Consider the following 20,156-nt stretch of genomic DNA (forward strand, 5'->3'; position numbering starts at 1 on the left):
ATCGTCCGTCAAGACGATGGCGTCGCCCGCCTCGTTCAACGCGAAGTAGCCTTCGTCGTTGCCATCGGTGATCTCATAGCTCACCTCTCCGCCCAGATCCGGGTCGATCCCGGCGTAGTCGGTCTCGCTGCTCAGCGTGAACGCCAGCTGGCCTTCCGCGGCCTGGTCACTGCTCTCCAGTTCCAGCGCCGCCGTCACCGTCACATCCAGACTCGGCTCCGGCATCGGAACCTCGATGCCCGCTTGCGCATCATCCGTCAGGACGAACGGGTTCACACCGTCCTCGGCGATGGTCACCGTGCCCTCGACCGACGCCATCAACCCGTCCAGGCCCACCTGGCCATTACGGATCGCCGCCGCACCGTCGGCTGTCAGCACCACGTTGCTACCTTCAAGCGCCAGATAACCGCCGCTGTCCTCGTTCAGCGACAGAGCGATCTCGCCCGCCAGATCGCCGTCGATGCCATCCAGGTCCAGGTCGGTCGTGACCTCGAACACCACATCGTTCTCGGCCGCCGACTGCGGCCAGTCCTCCGGCGTATCCACCGCCGACATACCCACCTTCAGCTCCGGCTGTGGAGTCGGTACCACCACACCACCTTCGGCGCTGGCTTCGAGCATGAAGGTATTGACGAGGCCTTCACCGATCGTCAGCGAGCCCTCGATGGTCACGTCAAGATCGTTTCCTGAAACCTGTCCGTTCTGGATCGCTCTGGCACCTTCCTCGCTCAGTACGACCGACCACTGGCCCCAGTCATTCTGTGAAAGCTCAAGGTATTCGCTGTCGCCACCAACGATCTCGTACGAGAAATCGCCCAGCGAGGGGTCGATGCCATCAAAGTCAGCCTGAGGGTTGATCCAGAATACCGGCATGCCTGCTTCAACTGCCGACGCGGGGAACCCAAAATCTCCGGCCACGTTATCCGCGCCGACACTGAGTTGCTGCAGATCAGGCTCTTGACCCTCAGGCAGCTGGTCCGCCGGAGGCATATAAAAGACTTCTCCCGGCCAAAGTTCGACATCAAACGTCGGCTGCGGGACCTCCACCGCAACGGCTGAAACTTCCGTCGCCGAAACCGGACCGATTCCCTCGATTTCCACGGTGCCCTGAACTTCGACAGAAAACTCGTTATTGGGTACCTGTCCATTCTGCAAGGCCCATGCGCCCTGCTCGGTCAACACGACGGCTGGATTGCCCTCGGAATCCGTACCAATCGCCAGATAGTCCGAATCGCCCCCAACAATTGCATATCCGATCGGGCCCGCGGCCGTATCCGGCAATCCGTCCAGATCCAACGTGGAATCAAGGCTGAACACCGCCAAACCCGTACCGGGTTGTTCAGAGGGCGACACGTCGGCCTCTTCGACCCGAGCGGACATGACGTCTGGACTTTGGGGACGAATATCCGCTACGACCCGCGAGACCATCTCACTGAGCGGTGTAACGCTGATGACGAGGCTGGGTTCCGGTACCACTTCGTCGGTGGTTGTCCCCGTGTCGTCTGTCGTTGTCCCGATCCCAGTATCCGCGAGCGTCCCTCCATCTTCACCGCCAGCTTCACCGGGGCCGCGCAGGGAATTCGAGTCATAGGCGTAGGTGACCTGGCCTACTTCCTCGGAGCCGCGGGTGACACGGACGAAGCTACCGCCCTCACCGGCGACACCGCCGTCCAGACCGGCGGCCGGGGCCTCGATCAGATCCGTGATGTCTTCTCCCCGATCCAGAGCCGCAATGATCTCCTCAACGGTGGCGTCGGCTACCTCGGCGTCCTGGGATTCGGGTTCGGCGGATTCGGCAAGGTCCGCGGTAATGGTGGCCGATTCGTTGCCGGCCAGCGTCATGGTGGACCCGTCCTCGAAGGCCATTTCGATGAAGGCACCGTCTTCAGCGATCACTTCTTCGCCATGGAAGATTGGGTCGCCCGGCTGCAGGACGCGGGTGTTGCCATCCTCGTCCCGCGCAATGACGGTGCCGACAATGGATTCAACGGTCGCTACGACGACTTCGGACATGACGATCCCCTTGGATACGGTACTAGTTGAAAGTTTTAGCTGGATAGGATCCTAGGGGAGCGGCCGCTGGCGCGACAGCTGTACTGAAGTACAGGTGGGCAGGAGGAACGGCCGTAGGACTCGACCGGGAAAACCAGATGCACTCGTAACGATCTGGGTCTCGATTTCGGGCGAGATGATTGGCCGCATCCACGAATCGAGCGAGTCGAGAGCCGAAGGCGAGCCATCCGTCAGGCGGCGCGGCCCGCAAGATGGTCATGTGGGTCGCGAACCCCATCACCCCCGGACGACGACCAGAAGCATCGCCTGGACCGGATCAGGCCGTGGGCCAGGACTCGCGCAGACGCGTAAGGTGCAGGACGAGCTGAACGCGATCGTCTACGTCGAGCTTCTTGAAGACCGACCCAAGATGCATCTTGACCGTGCGCTCGGTCATGCCGAGCTGGCGTGCGATTTCCTTGTTGTGCGCGCCTGTGGTCACGGCCAGGGCGACCTGGCGTTCGCGCGGGGTCAGCTCCTCGAAGCCCTCGGGCGGCGTTTCCGGATCACGCGGCTGCACGCTGCGCACCGTACGGATCATGCGGGTCATCAAATCGGGGCCCACCCACAGACCGCCCCCGGTGACTGTGGTTGCAATCGTTCGTAGCTGGGCGACGTTCGCCAGGGTGTGGCAGTAACCGTGTGCGCCGGCGTCGAAGGCACGGATCCCTTCTTCGTCGTTCGGGTGGCGGGAGTGCACGATCACGCGGTGCACCCGCGTGCGCTGCCTGACCTGCTGGTCCCAGTCGGCCAGATCCGTCCCCACCCAGCACGCCTCGGCGCCCTCGGGCAGCGCCGCGGGAAACGGCGGCCGGAGCACCTGGGCGTCCGGAAACGCCGCCTCCCAGCGCGGCGACGGCCGCGAATCTTGATCGATCAGGAAGATCTGCATGTCTCTCAGCGCTCCGTAAAGGCCAGATCGCCCGCGCGGAGGATCGGCTTCAGCAGGTACTGCAGGATGGTTCGTCGCCCGGTGATGATGTCCACCTGGGCCACCATCCCGGTCATGATCTGGTGCTCCTCGTCAAAGCCGGTCTCTTCGGTCCGCACGCGGACCTTGTAGAAGGTGTTGCCATCGTCGTCCGTGATCGTGTCCGGGCTGATGTGTTCGACGGTCGCCTCCAGCCCGCCATAGATCGCGAAGTCATACGCCGTGAACTTCACCCGCGCCTGCAGGCCCGGCCGTAGATAGGCGATATCCTGTGGCGATACTCGGGCCTCGATCAGGAGTTCGTCCTCCAACGGGACCACCTCCGCTACCTCGCGTCCCGGGGAGATGACACCGCCCCGAGTGGTCACGAACATCCTCTGCACAATCCCGGTCATCGGGGAGCGCACCTCGGACAGGCGCACACGGTCCTCGAGCCCTTCGGTCCCCTCGGCCAGCTCCTGCAGGCGGCCCAGCGTGTCGGCCAGCTCGGCGCGCCACTGGTTGCGGAAATTGAGCCGCACCTCGCGGATCTTCTCTTCCGCCTCCTCGATGGCGGCATTCAGGCGGGCGATCTGCGCCGTGGCCTGGTCGCGATCCCCACGCGCATTGGACACCTCCCGCTGCAGGCGGAGCACTTCCACCTCCGAAACCGCCCCGCTTTGAACCAGCGGCTCGGTAACGTCCAGTTCCCGGCTGGCCAGTTCCAGTGCCCGCACAGCCTGGGTGCGGCGCGCCCGTACCTCGTTCAACTCCTCCTGGCGCTGGCGCATCTGTTCCTCGGCAATCCGGATGCGCGAGTTCAGCTCCGCCAGGCTTTCTTCATACAGTCGCTGTTCCTGCTCGACGATAGCGGGTGGGCCCTGCTGTAAGTCCGGCGTAACGAGGAAAGGCGTATCCGAAAGTAACGCGATCAGCCGGGCTTGCCGGGCGCGGAGCGAAAATTCGCTCGCGCGCGCTTCGCCCAGATCGGAAAGGAAGCGGGTGGGGTCGATCCGCACCAGGACATCGCCGCGCTCAACGACGTCACCCTCGCGCGCCAGAATCTCCGAGACCACACCCCCATCCATCGATTGCAGCACCTGGAGGTTCTGTGAGGGAATCACGCGCCCATCGCCCCGCGCGACCTCGTCGATCTCCGCCACCGAGGCCCAGTACACTAGCAAGGCCAGGGTCACCAGAATGCCGTACAGCAGCGCACGGGCCCGCAAGGGTTTCTCCTGGATCTGGGTCCAGTCGGCATCCGAAGCCCAGTTCCGGTGGTCCGAGCCCCCCTTGGCCAGCCAGGGCCGAAAGATCCGGTCCACCATGGGCGCGCCAACCTTGCCGGCGCGATCCATCCCGCGCCCGAGGTCTTCGAACCCCTGTCCTTCCTTTCGCTTGCTCACGCCTGCGCCTTCCCAACGCGGCCTTCCCGCAGGGCCTGGACGACCTGGTCCTTCGGCCCATCCGCCACCACGCGGCCCTGATCCAGCACGATGATGCGATCCACCAGTTCGAGCAGCGAGGTGCGATGGGTCACGATCACCGCCGTGCGCCCCTCCATGAATTCGGCCAGGCGACGCTTCATCGCCTGCTCGGTCGAGTTGTCCATGGAGCTGGTGGGTTCGTCCAGCAGAAGCATGTTCGGCTCGTGCAGCACCGCACGCGCCACCCCGACACTCTGTTTCTGACCTCCCGACAGGCGCCCGCCGCGTTCCCCCACCTGCATGTCGATGCCCTGCGGATGGGTGTTGATCAGATCCTCGATACCGGAAATCGCGATCGCCTTGCGGATCGCCTCGTCCGACGCCAGCGGATCACTGGCGACCAGGTTCTCCCGGAGGCTGCCGTAGAAGAGCGTCACCTCCTGCCCCACATACCCGATGGAACGACGCAGCTCTGCCGGGTCGAGCTGACGCACGTCGATGCCGTCGACCATTACCGCGCCGCCAGTCGGCTGGTACAGGCCCATGATCAGCTTGGCCAGTGTGCTCTTGCCGGAGCCCACCCGCCCCAGGATCGCCACATGCTCCCCCGGCTGGATGCGCAGCGAGACGTTGCGCAAGGCCGGGTTGGGCTGCTCGGGGTAGGCAAAGTCCACATTGCGGAACTCGATCGCCCCCTCGAAGCGATCGCGACTGAGGAACGTGGTTTCCGGAGGCCGCTCCACCGGCAGCGTCATGATCTCGTTAAGGGAGCCCAGCGCGGTGGAAGCCTGGTGATATTGCATCAGCAGCCCCGCGGTCTGGCTGATCGGCGCCATGGCCCGGGAGGAAATCAGGTAGGCGGCAATCAGGCCGCCCATCGACAGATCCCCTTCCATCAGCAGGAACACCCCGAGGACGATAATGGCCACCCCGACCGTGTGCTGCGCCCACAGCGCGGTGTGCGTGACGCTCGCCGTGAGCAGGCGATTCTGCGCGCTGGTACGCGCCAGGTGGGCCGTCGAACGCTCCCAGGTCGCCTGGACTCGCCCCTCGGCGCTCAGCGCCTTCAGGGTTTCCGCACCGGCAAGGCTTTCCACCAGCGTGGAGTTGCGCTGCGCAGCGACGCGATAGCTCTCCTCCGCCAGCGCATGCAGCTTGCGGTGGATCGCCGTCGCGTACAGCAACAGCACCAGCGCACCAATCAACACCGGTACCGCTAGCGGCCAGGCAATCAACGCGATGATCGCAATGAACAACAGTGAAAAAGGCAGATCGACAAAGGCGATGATCGTCGCCGAGGAGATGAAGCTGCGCACCGACTCGAACGCGCCGATATTGGACGCGAACGAGCCCACCGAGGCCGGGCGGTTCTCCATGCGCAGGCCCAGCACCCGCTCCATGATGTGCGAGGACAGCTTTACGTCCGCCCGCATCGCGGCCTTGTCGACAAAATGACTGCGCATGGTGCGCAAGACCAGATCGGCGATCAGCACGATCACCACGCCCGCCGCGAACATGAAGAGTGTTTCCGTCGCGTGGTTGGGGACGACGCGATCGTACACGTTCAGCACGAACAGCGGCATCGCCAGGGCAAAAAGGTTGATCATGACCGCCGCCACGAGCACGTCGCGGTAGAGCGGTCGGTTCTCGCGAATCACGCGCCAGAACCAGTGGCCCTTGTCTTCTTTCGAAACGCGCGGCGCCCGCGCATCCATCCGAAACTCGGGACGGACATAAATCGCTCGGCCCAAGTAGCGCGACTTCAGGCGATCGAGCGGAACTTCGATGACTGCGTCACTCACCTCCGGGTCAACCACGTGAGCCACACTCTTGTCCTCGTTCCAGCCCACGAGGACCCACGCTTCGTGGTTATCCAGCAGCAACAAAGCCGGGAGGAGTTCGTCTTTCAGTGCCCGCGCCTCGCGCGTCACCGTTCGCGTGGTCATGCCTGCGCGACGCGCCGCGCGATCCACGAGGGACGGGCTAAGCCGTCCGTCCTCCAATGGGAGGCCCGCACGGGCCGAATCCGCCGTCAGGTTCAGGCCATGGGTTCGCGCGATGAGTATCAGACCGCCCAGAAGGGGATCGGGACGATCGCGGGAATCTAAAACCGGAAGTGGCGCGGTAGCCGCCGACTCTTCGACTGCGGGGCCTGAGTCCGACGCTCGTTCATCGGAATCAGGCCCCGCGGAGTCATCCCGTTCGTCGATGTCTTGGCGGTTGATAGGTATCCCTCGGAAGGCAGCTTCGGTAGGGGGAGATGCGCGCCCGAGCAACCGATGCGGCCTTTACAACGTTAATTACGTCACAACTTTGCCCCGCCCTCACTCGCAGCACAAGGCAGACGCCATCCTTCGCTTCACGACGGATTAACGCGCCTTCGAGCACGAAAGAATCGACGCAGTTGGTCACCGGCCTTTTCGGCCCGAACACCGCATACCACCTCAATTTGGTGGTTGTGAGAGGGATGGTGGATCAGATCCAGCGCGCTCCCTGCGGCGCCGGTTCGCGGGTCGGTCGCGCCATATACCAGGCGGGCTACCCGGCCATGGATCATGGCGCCGGCACACATGCTGCATGGCTCCAGGGTCACGTAGAGGGTGGTGCCCGGCAGCCGATAGTTCTGCAAGCGCTCGCCGGCTTCGCGCAGCGCCCGGATCTCGGCATGCGCCGTCGGGTCGTGGAGCGCGATCGGTGCGTTGTGGCAGGCGGCCAGGCAGGTGCCATCGGCGTCCACCAGGACTGCGCCGACCGGGACCTCGCCGGCTGCGGCCGCCCGATCCGCCAGGGACAGGGCGCGCTCCATCCAGTAGTCCGCCGCGCCCGGGGCGTCGGGCGCCGGACCGGTCTCGCCCGGCGCCACGCTACGCGCCACTGGGAGGGCCCGGGGGCGGCTCGTCCAGCGCCACCTCGATCGCCTGGACCAGCTCCGACGGCTTCTTCTGCGGCGCGAACCGCCGGATCACCCGGCCGTCGCGCCCGACCAGAAACTTGGTAAAGTTCCACTTTATACCCTGTGTGCCCAGGGCCCCCGGCGCCTGTTCCTTGAGGTGTCGAAACAGCGGATGGGCCCCGGCACCGTTCACCTCGACCTTGGCGAACACCGGGAACGACACCCCGAATCGCGTGCCGCAGGCGCGGATCTGCCCGGCGTCCCCCGGTTCCTGCCCCCCGAACTGGTTGCACGGGAAGCCCAGCACGCGGAAGCCCCGTTCGGCATTGCGTTCGGCCAGGGCCTGCAGACCCTCGTACTGCGGCGTGAAACCGCACTCGCTGGCCACGTTCACGATCAGCAGGACATCCCCCCGCCAGGCGGCCAGCGGCTGCTCGTCGCCGTCGAGCAGCGGGGCGGAAAAATCGAACACATCGGTCATTCGTCCATCCCGTGCCCGGTCTCGCGCAGCGCTTCGTCTTCCAGTTCCGCCAGCACGTCGGCGGCGGCTTGCGACAGTGCGGCCACCAGGCGTGAGGCCGACCGCCGGTCGAGTGTGTGGGCCGCCTCCAGGTGCACCAGGCGCGCATGCGAGTCCGTGCGCAGCTGGGCCCGCAGTCCGACTCGGCCCGTGCCCTGTACGGCTTCACCGGTGTCCACAGCGCTCAGTGCCTCCAGATTGGCGGCATCCAGATCGCCGTACAACGCCGTGACGAGGACGTGCAACTGCACCGCCGGTCGCCCCTCGGCCCAGGCGTCCGCCGCGTTATCCACCAGTTCGATGGCGGTATCGTTGCGGGTCCACCGTTCCCGCAGCAGCTGCTCGAACTGCTCGGCCGGCCGCAGGAACCACTCGTTGTAGTAGTCCGACTCGTAGCGATGTTCCCCCAGGCGGTAGACCAGTCCCTTGCCCGAATAGGCCGGCGCCACGCGCACCGATCCCAGTTCGACCGCCAGGGGCTCGGCGTCTCCGGCCATGCGCGGCGCCGGCTCGGCAGGCAACTCCAGCAGGAACCACGAGCGGTCAACGGCCTCGCGTTCGGGGATCAGCGTGCAGCCGCCCAGTGTCCAGGCGATCAGCAGCAGTGCGGCAACGCTCCATCGGGTCATCCATCTACTCCTTGTCCATGGTGCTGCGGGGCGGCGGGGCACCGAACAGCGCGCCCCCCGGGTTGCGGCGTACGTCATCGGACAGGCTGCGCAGTCCGGCAATCGCGGCCTGCAATTCGTCCAGGGTTTCCAGCAGCTTGGCCTCGCTTACATCCATGCCCCGATCGAGGCGTTCGACCATCGAATCCATCCGGTCGACCAGCCGTCCGACATCCGCCGCTTCGGCCGTCTCGCGCAGTTCCCGCAGCGCGGCCCGCGTCTCGCTGGGCAATGCCTGGGTATCCGGGTGCTCGATCAGGCGCTCGACCGACTCCATCACCCGGGTGGCCGTGCGGGTCGTCGCCTGGAGCTCCTCGATCATTTGATCCGCCTGGTCCGCCAGGCGGGCCGTATCCAGGTCCCGGATCGTGGTCTCCACCGTGACCAGCAGGCTCGTCAGGTTGTCCACCACACCCTCGATGTCCAGCTCGTCGATACGCTTGAGGAGGTTCTCGGCATACTCCAGAAACTGCATGGCGGTACTTGGTGCGGACGGGATGTAGATACCCTCCGGGTCCCAGTCATGTGCCAGTGGCGGATGGGCCTCGGGGTCCGAGAAGTCCGCCTCGAGATAGTTCATACCAGTGATTCCCTGAGCGGCCATGCGGACCCGAAGCCCGGCATCGATCAGGTTTTCGAAGACCTCCACGCGGAACTCGCCCTCCTGCGCACTGGCCGCAAAACGATCCGGGTACAGCCGCGCCCGCACCATCACGTAGCGTTTGCGATCGCGCGGCGGGATATCCGCCTCGTACACCACCGAGGTAAACGTCATGTCGGTCACCTCGCCAATGGTCACCCCGCGGAACTTCACGGGCGCCCCCACCTCCAGGCCCTGGATCGACGCGTCCATGTACGTCTCGATCTGGATCGACGGGCGCAGGAGATTGCCCGCCGTCAGGATCAGGAGCGCCGCGACCAGCGCGGCCAGCCCCCCGAGGATGAACAGCCCCAGCCGGAAATGATGTCGGGCACTCATGCGGGCCTCTCCTCGTCGGAATCCGTCCGCCGCAGGAAACGCTGTACCCACGGGTGGTTCGATGTATCGCGCAGCGTGGCCGGGTCGCCCTCGGCCGCAATCCCCTGACTCTCCTTGTCGAGCATAATCACCCGATCCGCGATCGCAAAAATACTGGCCAGTTCGTGACTGACGATCACGATCGTCATGTCCAGGGTGCGGGCCAGACGCTGGATTAGCCGGTCCAGATCGGCCGAGGTAATCGGATCGAGCCCGGCCGAGGGCTCGTCCAGGAACAGGACCTCCGGGTCCAGCACCATGGCCCGCGCAATCGCTGCGCGCTTCTGCATCCCCCCGCTGATCTCGGAGGGCATGAAATCGGCAAACGCGCCCAGCCCCACCAGTTGCAGACGCGCCCGCGCGATCGCGTCCATCGCCTCGCGCGGCAGATCGGTATGGACCTCCAGCGGCAGGCGCACATTCTCCAGCAAGGTCATCGAGCCGAACAGCGCGCCCATCTGGTACATCACCCCCACGCGCCGCAGGATCGCCTCCCGCTGCGCCTCGTCGGCCTCGGCGATATCCGCGCCGGCCACCCAGATATGCCCGGCCAGCGGCTGGTAGAGCCCAATCATGTGCTTGAGCAGCGTGCTCTTGCCACTGCCGGAGCCGCCCAGGATCACGAAGATCTCGCCCCGACGCACGTCGAAATTGAGATCACGCATCAGCACCAGGTCGTCGAAGCCCATGGTCAGACCACGGACGCGGATCACCACGTCGCGCTCGTCAGGATCCGCCATGTTCATGTGCGTCTGGTTCATGCGTCAGACCCCGAGATGGTAGAACAGCACGGCAAACACGCCGTCCAGCACCACGATCAGGATGATCGACGTCACCACCGCGCTGGTGGTGGACAGCCCCACCGAGGCCGCCCCGCTCCCGGTCTGCAGCCCGCGCAGGCACCCCACGCCGGCCACCACCAGGCCGAATACCACGGCCTTGACCAGCCCGGAAAACAGATCCGACGGGCTCAATGCGGATGTCACCTGGTTGAAGTACGCCACCCAGGGGATGCCGAAGCCCTGCATCACCACCGCGCCACCAATCAGCCCGATCATGTTGGCGTACAGCGCCAGCAGTGGCGCCACCAGCAAACCGGCCAGCACCTTCGGCAAGACGAGAAAGTGCACCGGATCCAGCCCCATCGTCTTCAGGGCATTGACCTCCTCGTTCACCTTCATGGTCCCGATCTCGGCCGCGAATGCCGCCCCGGAACGGCCGGCGAGCAGGATGGCCATCATCAACGGCCCCAGTTCGCGGAACAGCGAAACCGCCACCAGGTTCGCCACAAAGATCTCGCCGCCGAACTGGCGCATGGCGATCGCCGACTGAAACGCCAGGATCACCCCCAGCAGGAATGCAATCAGCGAGACAATGGGCAATGCCTGAAAGCCCGCGGCCTCCGCCACGCGCAGGGTGTCGCCCCAGCGCACCTGGCGCGGGCGCCGCAGAGAGCTGCCGATGGCCCGGGCCAGCTCGCCCACGAAGGTGAACTGCGAGTGGGCGGCGCGCCCCACGCGGTCGATCCCGTCCAGCAACCCCGGCCACCAGCCACGGCCCCGGGCGGCCCGCGCCGGCTCGACCGTCTCCAGCTCGCGGTATGGCGCCAGCTGGTCCCGGACCATCGACCCCATCCCTTCGAACCGGACCTCGACCCCTGCCCTCCCGAGGTCCTGCTCCAGCGCATGCAGCAGTGCGGCCCCCGCGCCATCGCAGTACTCGACGCCCTCCATGTCGACGACCACATCCTGCGCCCCCGCCTGCTGCGCCAGATCGCGCACACGCCGCCGCAGTGTGCCCCAGTGACGTTCCACCGCATGCACATCCAGCCGCCCGGTCAGGCGCAGGCGGGGCGCCGGGTCGGCTGTGGCATCATATTCAAACGACTGTCGCCCACCGGCGGCCGTGGAATCCATCGCGCAACTCGCGTAGAACGTGCGGCCATGGTAGCCGCAACACGGCCCCGGGAACCATTCGCCCACCCGGAACATTCCAAGGCCTGTCCGCCATCACCAATCACGAGGCTCGCATGCCATCGGCTCAGGAAGCCCTGCAACAGATTGAACACGCACTCAACGAAGTGCTCCTCGGCAAACCCGAGCCGGTGCGACTGGCCCTGGCCTGTCTGCTGGCCAACGGGCACCTGCTGATCGAGGATCAGCCCGGTGTCGGCAAGACCACTCTGGCCCACGCCCTTGCCCGGGCGATGGCCCTCGACTACCAGCGGGTACAGTTCACCAGCGACCTGCTGCCCGGCGACGTACTGGGCGTCTCCATCTTCGAGCAGGGGAGCGGCGAGTTTCGCTTCCATCCCGGCCCCGTCTTCACCCAGGTGCTCCTGGCGGACGAGATCAACCGTGCGCCCCCCAAGACGCAAAGCGCATTGCTGGAGGCCATGGAGGAGCGCCAGGCCAGTGTCGAGGGCGCGACCCGCGCCTTGCCGGTACCGTTCTTCGTGATCGCCACCCAGAATCCGGAGGAGCAGGTCGGCACACACCCGCTGCCGGAGTCCCAGCTCGACCGCTTCCTGATGCGCATCCAGCTGGGATACCCGGATGCCAGAGCCGAACGCGCCCTGCTCGAGCGCAGCGGCCCGGCCCCAACGGCCGCGCCGGTCGCGGAGACCCACCCGACACCCCCGAGCCTGGCGGCCCCGCACCAGCTGCGCGAATGGCAGGACCAGGTGGCCGGCATCCACGCGGATGCCGCGGTCCTCGATTACCTGCAGGGCCTGTTGAGTGCGAGCCGCGACCGGGCGCGCTTCGCCCACGGGCTGTCGCCCCGCGCCGGGCTGGGCCTCCTGCGCGCGGCCCGGGCCCATGCCTTTCTCGACGGCCGCAACTACACCACGCCCGACGACGTCGCCCGTGTACTGCCCTCGGTCGCCGGCCACCGCCTGCGGTCACGCGAGCCGGAGAGCCCCCAACGCACGGTCGCACGCCTGATGGAATGCGTCCCGACTCCATGACCCGTTCCCCCCGCGCGCGAGGCCGCATGGCGCGACTGCGGGACGACGCGATCCGCTGGATCACCCGCCGCCACGCGCACGACGGCCAGGCGGCCCGCCTGGGCCGTGACCGCATCTACATCCTGCCCACGCGGGCCGGCTACACCCTGCTCGGGATCCTCCTGGTGATGCTCCTGGGTTCGATCAACTACTCCAACAACATGGCGTTCCTGCTGACCTTCCTGCTGGTCGGCATCGGCCACAACGCCATGTGGTACACCCACCGCAACCTGCTCGGCCTGCAGGTGGCCACCCTGCCCGTGCCGCCGGTCTTCGCCGGCCAGCCACTCGGTATCCCGCTGCGCCTGAGCGAGACAGACGGGCGCGCCCGCGAGGCTCTGGTGCTGCGTGTCGGCAACCGGGCGACGGGCCCGTTTCCGGTACCGGGCCGGGGCGCCGAAACCGCACGCCTGGAACTGTCCGGTCAGCCGCGAGGGCTCTACCGTCTGCCGCGCCAGCGGCTCGACACCCGCTACCCGCTGGGCATCCTCGAGGCCTGGACCTGGCTGACGCTGACCCCGGAGATCGTGGTCTATCCGGCCCCCATCGACCCGGGCGCCACACTCGGCGGGACCGGAGAAGACGAGGCGCCCGCCTCCACCGGCCACGCGGGGGATGCCCCGGACCAGATTCGCCCCTACCGACCCGGGGACCCGCCCGGACGCATTATCTGGAAGGCCTTTGCCCGCAGCGGAAAACTCCACGTGCGCGAGGCCGCCAGTGGTCAGGGCGATCGCCTGTGGCTGGAGTGGGACGCGATGCCCGCCCCGGATACCGAGACACGCCTGTCCATGCTGTGCCATCAGGTGCTGGCGGCCCATGCCGAGGGTCGTTTCTTCGGCCTGCGCCTGCCCGACCAGACCCTGGAACCGGGCCAGGGTGTCAGCCACCGGGATTCCTGCCTCCGGGCGCTTGCCGGGTTTCGGACCGAGCCCATCGAACTCGACCCGGAGCCCCGCTCATGACACCCGCGCCCACCCCGGCGGACCCGCGGGCCGAGCTGCGCGGCCTGGACCTGGCCCTGGTCGCGTTGCCGGTGGCCGCCCTGCCGCACGTCTGGCATCAGCCCCTGTGGATCACCGCGCTGGTGGTGCTCGCGATCGCCACCCGGGCGTGGCTGCTGGCCACCGGACGCGCTGCCCCCTCGCTGGCCGTCATGAGCGTGCTGGCCGTGATCGCCGGCGGACTGACCTTTGCCCAGTTCGGCACCGTGTTCGGCCAGGAGGCCGGCACCGCCCTGCTGCTCGTCATGATCGCCTTCAAGCTGCTGGAGACCCGCAACCGACGCGACATCGTGATCGCCCTGTTCCTCGGCTATTTTGTGGTCGTCACCACCTATTTCTTCGATCAGTCCATCCTGATCGCCGGCTACTCGCTCCTGGCGACCGCCCTGCTCACCGCCGCGCTGATCCAGGTCCACGCCGGGCGTCCGCTCCCGCGCCGGCAACTAGCGCGACAGGCCGGGACCATGCTGCTGCATGCCCTGCCCTTCATGCTGATCCTGTTCTTCGTCTTCCCGCGCGTGGAAGGTCCGCTGTGGGGAGACCCGCAGCGCGAGGAGAGCGCCCGCACCGGGTTGTCCGGCGAGCTCAATCCCGGTGACATCGCCAGTCTGCTGCAGGACGACTCCACCGCCCTGCGGGTCGAATTCGCCGACGCGGTGCCCCCTCCGCGCGCGCAGTACTGGCGCGCCCTGGTGATGACCGATTTCGACGGTCGGCGCTGGTCCGCCGACGAAAACCGGTCCGTGATCGAGGCCCCCGCACCGGGTGATGACGAGCGTGTTACCCGCTACACCGCCACCCTCGAGCCGACCCGCGCCCGCTATCTACCCGTGCTGGACTACCCCGTCGCCCTGCCGGAGGACGCCGAACTGCGCGCGAACCACCAGGTCCTGCGCGATCGCCGCATCACCAGCCGCATCCAGTACAGCGCCGGGGCGGATCTTGTCACCCCGCCCGGCGCCGGCGAGCCATCACTGGACCCACAGGAACGCGCCCGCGCCCTGCACCTGCCCCCCTCCGCCGCGCCCCGCTCGCGTGCCGAGGTCGCATTGTGGCGCGCGACCCACGGCGACCACGACCGCGCGATCATCCAGGAGGCGCTACGCCGTTTCGCCGGCGAACCCTATCGCTACACCCTCCAGCCCCCGCGCCTGCAGGACGACACCACCGACCAGTTCCTGTTCGAGACCCAGGCCGGCTACTGCGAGCACTACGCCTCCGCATTCGCCGTGCTGATGCGGGCGGCCGGCATCCCCACCCGCGTCGTCACGGGGTATCAGGGGGGTGCCTGGCAAACGCGCGGGGAATACCTGCGCCTGCGCAATGCCGACGCGCATGCCTGGAACGAGGTGTGGCTGGATGGCGAAGGCTGGGTACGCGTGGACCCCACCGCCGCCATCGCGCCCGAGCGGATCGAGCAGGGGCTGACCGGCCTCGCCCGCGACACCGGGGAGGACATACCGGGCTTTCTCCTGCGCGGAGAGGGACTGTCGTGGCTGCAGCGGGCGCGCTTCGGTCTCGAGGACTGGGGCGATTTCGTGCGCTTTCGCTGGGAGAGCTGGGTGCTGGCGTTCGACCCCGAGCGCCAGCGCGAGCTCTTCGCCCGCCTCGGGCTGGATCCACGGGACTGGCGCTCGGTCCTGATGGCACTGGGCGTCAGCTTTGGCAGCCTGGCGCTGATCGCCATCATCTGGGTCTGGCTGCGCCGTCCGCGCCAGCGGCGCTCCCCGGCCGATCGCCTGCTGCAAAGGCTATCCGAGCGTATCGCACGGCATGACCGCAGCCTGGCGCGCCAGGCTCACGAGCCGGTGGATGCGTGGACCCGGCGCGTCGGCCGGGCGCGCCCGGACCTCGCGCAACCACTGACAACCTTCGCCCGCGTCTACAACCGCCAGCGCTTCGCGCCGCTGACCCCGGAGCAGCGCAAGGACCAACTTGGTCACCTGCGTGACCTGCTGCGACAGGTTCCACGCGGAAAGCCCGCCGCGCCGCCAGCCCGGGAGCACGCATAACCGTCGCGCTCACTCCCAAGGGGGGCGCCAAAAAAACGGGGCCGACCGGTGCAGATGGACCGGTCAGCCCCGTTGGCCGTTCGCGACCCGTTTCACCGGGTCGCTCCGCGTGGCGCGTTATGCCGCGTCGTTGCGGAAGATGAAGTGGTGCCGGGCACCGCGGCGCTCGTCCTGGCGACGTGCCACCTTCTGCACCTCCGGACGATTGGCGAACTGCGCCAGGGTAATCCCGTCCAGGAAATCGTACAGTTGCTGGCTCAGATCATCCCACAGCTCGTGGGTCAGGCAGCGGTCGCCGTCCTGGCAGTCCTTGTGACCCTTGCAGCGGGTGACATCCACTGATTCGTCCACCGCGGTAATGATATTCGCGATGCTGATCTGGTCGGCACGCTTGGCCAGGCGATACCCACCGCCCGGGCCACGCACACCTTCCACCAGGTCGGCCTTGCGCAGCTTGGCGAACAGCTGTTCCAGATAGGACAGCGAAATGCCCTGGCACTGCGAGATGTCGGCAAGCGTCACGGGCCCGATCCGGTCGTGAATCGCCAGATCCATCATGGCCGTCACCGCGTAGCGGCCCTTGGTTGAGAGTTTCATGATTTCTGCCTCCGAATAACCTTGAGTATGTGTCCTGCTCGACATCCGTTCGCAGGCGTGCATCCGTTCTTAATTCCTGACCATGTTCGTCAAGAATAATTCCCGTCTTACCTGACAGCAACAGTCGGGAATAATTCCCTTATTCTAGCAGGCGAATGAACAAAGATCACGGAATGCTAACGTAGGTATTCAGAACCCCCCGGGGCGCGGGAGTTCCCGGGGAGGATGCCGGAGACGAACATACACGGGTTAACCCGACGCGGCGGGGTTGCGCAGAGGGGTGCCGCAGGCCATTACAGGACAGACCTGCACGGGGACGCACCGGCGCGCCGCTAAGGTTCTACCCGAGGCGAGGAACCTCGGGGCCGTCCAGGATCATGACCAGCGTCCCCGTGGGCAGACGAGGGAACAATTCGATCACTTCGTCGTTGCGCATGCGCACACAGCCTTCCGAGGCCGGCTCGCCAATGCGCCCCTCCTCGTCGGTGCCATGGATGTAGATGTATCGGCGCAGCGAATCGACGTTGCCGCCCCGGTTGATCCCCGGCTCCAGGCCCTCCAGCCACAGGATGCGCGAAGTGATGTTGTCGCGCGGGCTGCGGGCACCCGGCTCGGTCAGGATATCGGCGATCTGGCCGGTGTTGCCCCGGGCCCGGAAGATCGTCCCGCGCGGTGCGCCCTCGCCGAAGCGCTCGGCGATCCGATGCAGCCCCAGCGGTGTGGTGTAGGTTCCCTCCTCGAAACCGACCCCGCGCGCGGACGTGGACACGTCGAAGATGTCGGTGACCCGGTCGTCCTCCCAGACGTAAAGGCGTTGCTGGTCCACCCGCACCACCACGACAGGCACATTGCCGGCATCCGGGGCCCGTTCCCGGGCATCCCGTACCACGGGTTCGATCCAGCGGAGACTCGGCACAAGCACCTCGCGTCTACTTCTTGTTGGCGAGATCCAGCACCTCGCCCGCCACCGGCGTGTTCACCAGTCCGTCGCCGCGCAAGGCCGCCAGGTGCTCCAGATAGTCCGGGGGCAACCCAGTCACGTACTCCCCGGTAAACACCGAACAATCGAACGCCTCGATATTCCGGTTTCCCCGGCGCACGGCCTTTTGCAGATCTTCCAGATCCTGGTAGATCAGGCGGTCGGCCGCGATCGCCTCGCACACCTGCTCTTCGTCGCGGCCGTGGGCGATCAGTTCCTCGGCCGCCGGCATGTCGATCCCGTACACATTGGGATAGCGCACCGGTGGCGCGGCCGAGGCGAAATAGACCTTCTTCGCACCCGCCTCGCGGGCCATCATCACGATCTCGCGCGACGTGGTGCCACGCACGATCGAGTCGTCCACCAGCATCACGTTCTTGCCCCGGAACTCCAGCGAGATCGCGTTCAGCTTCTGGCGCACGGATTTCCGCCGCTTGGTCTGGCCCGGCATGATGAACGTGCGCCCGATATAGCGATTCTTGATGAAGCCCTCGCGGTACTTGATATTCAGCTCGTGCGCCATCTCCAGCGCAACCGTGCGGCCCGTGTCCGGAATCGGCACGATCACGTCGATGTCGTGGTCCGGCCAGATGCGCCGGATCTTCTCGCCCAGGGCGGTGCCCATGCGCATGCGCGCGCGGTGCACGAACACATTGTCGATCACCGAGTCCGGGCGGGCGAAGTACACATGCTCGAAGATGCAGGGATTCAGGCGGGTCTCGGCGGCGCATACCCGCGTGCTGACCTCGCCCTCCGGCGTGATGAACACCGCCTCGCCCGGCGCCAGGTCGCGCTCCAGATCGAAACCCTGGGACTCCAGTGCCGCGCTTTCCGAGGCGACCATCCATTCGCGTCCGCCCTCCTCGGACTCGCGCGAGCCGTAGACAATGGGCCGGATGCCGTGCGGATCGCGAAACGCCAGCAGGCCACGCCCGGCGATCATCGCGACCACCGCATAGGCCCCCTCCGCGCGCTGGTGCACCCGCTCCACCGCATCAAACACCGCATCCGGGGTCAGCCCGTTGTCCAGGAAGCGCAGCAGTTCCTGGGCAAAGACATTCAGCAGGATCTCGGAGTCCGAATCCGTATTGATGTGCCGACGATCGGTCGCGAACAGTGCCTGTTTCAACTCGCGCGCGTTGGTCAGGTTGCCGTTGTGCCCCAGCGTGATCCCGAACGGCGAGTTCACATAAAACGGCTGCGCCTCGGCCGAACTGGACGAGCCCGCGGTCGGATACCGCACATGCCCGATGCCCATGTTCCCCGTCAGGCTCTGCATGTGCTGGTTGTTGAAGACGTCGCGGACCAGCCCGTTGTCCTTGCGCAGGTGCAGGCGGCCGTCATCATCACAGGTCACGATGCCTGCGGCGTCCTGCCCGCGGTGCTGCAGCACCAAAAGGGCATCATAAAGGGGCTGGTTCACCGGGCTGCGCCCGACGATTCCGACAACTCCACACATACGGCTACAGGCTCCAGGTCTACGGCTAGGGAAACACGGAGTAATGGACACGCTCGCGCTCGAGTCGCTTTTGCGTGCGAACAAGGCGCGGTGACTGCCGTGCAGTCATTCTGCACAAGGGAGCCGCAACGCTGTGCGCGCACAAAAGCGGCCGAGCCCCTGCATTGAATGATTTGTGGGGTTGGCACCCCGGGTTCCCCGATCCTGCGTTGCGGCACTTGCCGGTAGAACCACTACCGGCTGCGCACCGCGCCTTGTCTCGGAAAACCTGGGGTGCCAACGCGAGCGTGTCCATTACTCAGTGTTTCCCTGTTTACCGTCGGGGATCACTTCTTCGACAGGTTCGTCGCTCGCCAGCAGGTCATGGATCTGCTCCTGCCAGCCTTCCGGCAACTGGGCGATCAGCCAGTCCACCACGCGTTCGAACTCGGGGATCAGGCGGCTGTTCTCCCACCAGGGTTCGTCCGGCATCAGCGTCAACGAGGCCAGGAAGACGAGGACCGCCACCAGCAGCACCCCGCGCAGCAGGCCAAAGATCACGCCCAGCGAGCGGTCGGTACCGGTCAGGCCGCTTCCCTTGACCAGCCGATTCGCCAGCACACCGAGGATGCCGCCCACGATCAGGACGGCAATAAAGATCAGTGCGAAACCAATGCCCAGGCGCAGCGTCGCGTCCGAGACCGCCTGCGGCAATTGCTCCGCGACCTCCGCCGCATAGCGGATGCCCAGCCACACCCCGATGATCCACGTGGCGAGCGAGAACGACTCGCGCACGAAGCCGCGAAAAAGGCTGATCAGCCCGGATACGACGATCAGGGCGATGATGACGAGGTCGATCCAGTTCACGGGGCCGGCGTCACGTGCTCAAAGGGCGCGTAGTTTACCGCAGCCATCCGTTCCTCGCAGGGACGCCCTGGAATAGACATCAGGGGTGGGCCACCACGATGCCGGAGAGCTCCAGCTCGTCCTGCAGGCGTTCCCCCAGGGTGACCGCATCCTCGCGCTGCGCCAGCGGCCCAACTTTCACGCGGTAAATCGGACGCCCATCCGCGGTGGAGTCATCGATAAACGCCGGCCAGCCGGCCTCGCGCAGGCGGGCGGACTGTTCGCGTGCGTTGTCCTCGTCGCGGAAACTCCCGACCTGGACCGCCCAGCCCGCCTGCACCGGCTCGTCCGCTTCCGCCAGGCGGCGCGCGTCTGACGATTGTGGCTCCGCAGCATCCTCGCGGGCTTCTCCGCCGTTCTCCAGGCTGTGCAGTTCCGCCACCGGTCCCTCGCGTTCCCCCGTCGGGGCGGCCGGGGCCACGTCCCGACGCGGCGTCGGCCGCTCCGACGGCAGGGCGATGTCCGGTTCGGCAAACGTCGGTGCCGGCGGCACCGGGTCCTCGATCCCGCTCATGTATTCGTAACCGGCCCCGTCGAAAAGCCAGGGCAGAAAGATCACCGCCAGCACGATCAGGATGACCGCGCCCACCAGGCGAAAACGAATGGGATTGTCGCGGGTCATGCGCTCATCCGACGGCGGGGGCTGGAAGACACGGGGATCCGGGAGGCATCACGTTGCAATGACAGTACGCCCGCTGACGCTGCCGTCGCAAGCCGATGCCAGA

The 20,156-nt window shown here is 66.4% G+C and carries 18 protein-coding genes; 3 read left to right on the plus strand and 15 right to left on the minus strand.

Features of this window, described 5'->3' with window-relative positions; all coding sequences use genetic code 11:
* The 10 genes from F793_RS0107395 to F793_RS0107440 form a co-directional block, all read right to left on the minus strand.
* Positions 1-2,013: retention module-containing protein (locus tag F793_RS0107395; protein WP_026333047.1), on the minus strand; the 2,013-nt coding region annotated here is incomplete at its 3' end.
* 316 nt (positions 2,014-2,329) lie between these two features.
* Complete coding sequence (locus F793_RS0107400) at positions 2,330-2,944, minus strand: response regulator transcription factor (protein ID WP_018867037.1); 615 nt, start codon at positions 2,942-2,944, stop codon at positions 2,330-2,332.
* A gap of 5 nt (positions 2,945-2,949) precedes the next feature.
* Positions 2,950-4,368, minus strand: coding sequence for an HlyD family type I secretion periplasmic adaptor subunit (locus tag F793_RS0107405; protein ID WP_026279257.1), 1,419 nt, complete (start codon positions 4,366-4,368; stop codon positions 2,950-2,952).
* Positions 4,365-6,458, minus strand: coding sequence for a type I secretion system permease/ATPase (locus tag F793_RS0107410; RefSeq protein WP_231366528.1), 2,094 nt, complete (start codon positions 6,456-6,458; stop codon positions 4,365-4,367). The genes F793_RS0107405 and F793_RS0107410 overlap by 4 nt, the downstream gene beginning before the upstream one ends.
* 290 nt (positions 6,459-6,748) lie before the next feature.
* A complete protein-coding gene (tadA, locus tag F793_RS0107415; RefSeq protein ID WP_018867041.1) occupies positions 6,749-7,264 on the minus strand; it encodes a tRNA adenosine(34) deaminase TadA in 516 nt (171 codons plus the stop codon).
* Entirely contained in the window at positions 7,254-7,763 is a 510-nt protein-coding gene (locus F793_RS0107420; protein WP_018882172.1) for a glutathione peroxidase, read from the minus strand. Before F793_RS0107420 ends, tadA begins: the two co-directional genes overlap by 11 nt.
* On the minus strand, positions 7,760-8,431 hold the full coding sequence (locus F793_RS0107425) for a membrane integrity-associated transporter subunit PqiC (RefSeq protein ID WP_018882173.1): 672 nt from the start codon (positions 8,429-8,431) through the stop codon (positions 7,760-7,762). Before F793_RS0107425 ends, F793_RS0107420 begins: the two co-directional genes overlap by 4 nt.
* 4 nt (positions 8,432-8,435) lie before the next feature.
* The gene (locus F793_RS0107430; RefSeq protein WP_018882174.1) at positions 8,436-9,449 is read right to left on the minus strand and encodes an MlaD family protein; all 1,014 of its coding nucleotides are present in this window, start codon (positions 9,447-9,449) and stop codon (positions 8,436-8,438) included.
* Entirely contained in the window at positions 9,446-10,234 is a 789-nt protein-coding gene (locus F793_RS0107435) for an ABC transporter ATP-binding protein (protein WP_018882175.1), read from the minus strand. Before F793_RS0107435 ends, F793_RS0107430 begins: the two co-directional genes overlap by 4 nt.
* A gap of 18 nt (positions 10,235-10,252) precedes the next feature.
* Positions 10,253-11,404 carry an MlaE family lipid ABC transporter permease subunit gene (locus tag F793_RS0107440; protein WP_018882176.1) on the minus strand — a complete coding sequence of 384 codons (1,152 nt, stop codon included), beginning with the start codon at positions 11,402-11,404 and terminating at the stop codon, positions 10,253-10,255.
* A 113-nt stretch (positions 11,405-11,517) separates the two neighbouring features.
* Here F793_RS0107440 and F793_RS0107445 point away from each other — a divergent pair, with 113 nt between their 5' ends.
* Genes F793_RS0107445 through F793_RS0107455 form a run of 3 tightly spaced genes read left to right on the plus strand, consistent with a single transcriptional unit; the run spans position 11,518 to position 15,511 of the window.
* The gene (locus tag F793_RS0107445; protein ID WP_018882177.1) at positions 11,518-12,456 is read left to right on the plus strand and encodes a MoxR family ATPase; all 939 of its coding nucleotides are present in this window, start codon (positions 11,518-11,520) and stop codon (positions 12,454-12,456) included.
* Positions 12,438-13,460 carry a DUF58 domain-containing protein gene (locus tag F793_RS0107450; RefSeq protein ID WP_038037046.1) on the plus strand — a complete coding sequence of 341 codons (1,023 nt, stop codon included), beginning with the start codon at positions 12,438-12,440 and terminating at the stop codon, positions 13,458-13,460. The genes F793_RS0107445 and F793_RS0107450 overlap by 19 nt, the downstream gene beginning before the upstream one ends.
* Positions 13,457-15,511, plus strand: coding sequence for a DUF3488 and transglutaminase-like domain-containing protein (locus tag F793_RS0107455; RefSeq protein WP_018882179.1), 2,055 nt, complete (start codon positions 13,457-13,459; stop codon positions 15,509-15,511). Before F793_RS0107450 ends, F793_RS0107455 begins: the two co-directional genes overlap by 4 nt.
* Before the next feature lie 117 nt (positions 15,512-15,628).
* Here F793_RS0107455 and iscR read toward each other — a convergent pair whose 3' ends face one another.
* From iscR to F793_RS0107480, 5 genes are all read right to left on the minus strand, one after another.
* Complete coding sequence (gene iscR / locus F793_RS0107460; protein WP_018145846.1) at positions 15,629-16,108, minus strand: Fe-S cluster assembly transcriptional regulator IscR; 480 nt, start codon at positions 16,106-16,108, stop codon at positions 15,629-15,631.
* 340 nt (positions 16,109-16,448) lie between these two features.
* Complete coding sequence (locus tag F793_RS0107465) at positions 16,449-17,024, minus strand: L,D-transpeptidase (protein WP_018882180.1); 576 nt, start codon at positions 17,022-17,024, stop codon at positions 16,449-16,451.
* 13 nt (positions 17,025-17,037) lie between these two features.
* The gene (purF, locus tag F793_RS0107470; protein WP_018867051.1) at positions 17,038-18,546 is read right to left on the minus strand and encodes an amidophosphoribosyltransferase; all 1,509 of its coding nucleotides are present in this window, start codon (positions 18,544-18,546) and stop codon (positions 17,038-17,040) included.
* 294 nt (positions 18,547-18,840) lie between these two features.
* Positions 18,841-19,392, minus strand: coding sequence for a CvpA family protein (locus F793_RS0107475; protein ID WP_018867052.1), 552 nt, complete (start codon positions 19,390-19,392; stop codon positions 18,841-18,843).
* Between the two features lie 79 nt (positions 19,393-19,471).
* The gene (locus F793_RS0107480; RefSeq protein ID WP_018867053.1) at positions 19,472-20,053 is read right to left on the minus strand and encodes an SPOR domain-containing protein; all 582 of its coding nucleotides are present in this window, start codon (positions 20,051-20,053) and stop codon (positions 19,472-19,474) included.
* Between the last annotated feature and the right edge of the window lie 103 nt (positions 20,054-20,156).

Source organism: Thioalkalivibrio sp. ALE22, assembly GCF_000381445.1.
GTDB lineage: Bacteria > Pseudomonadota > Gammaproteobacteria > Ectothiorhodospirales > Ectothiorhodospiraceae > Thioalkalivibrio.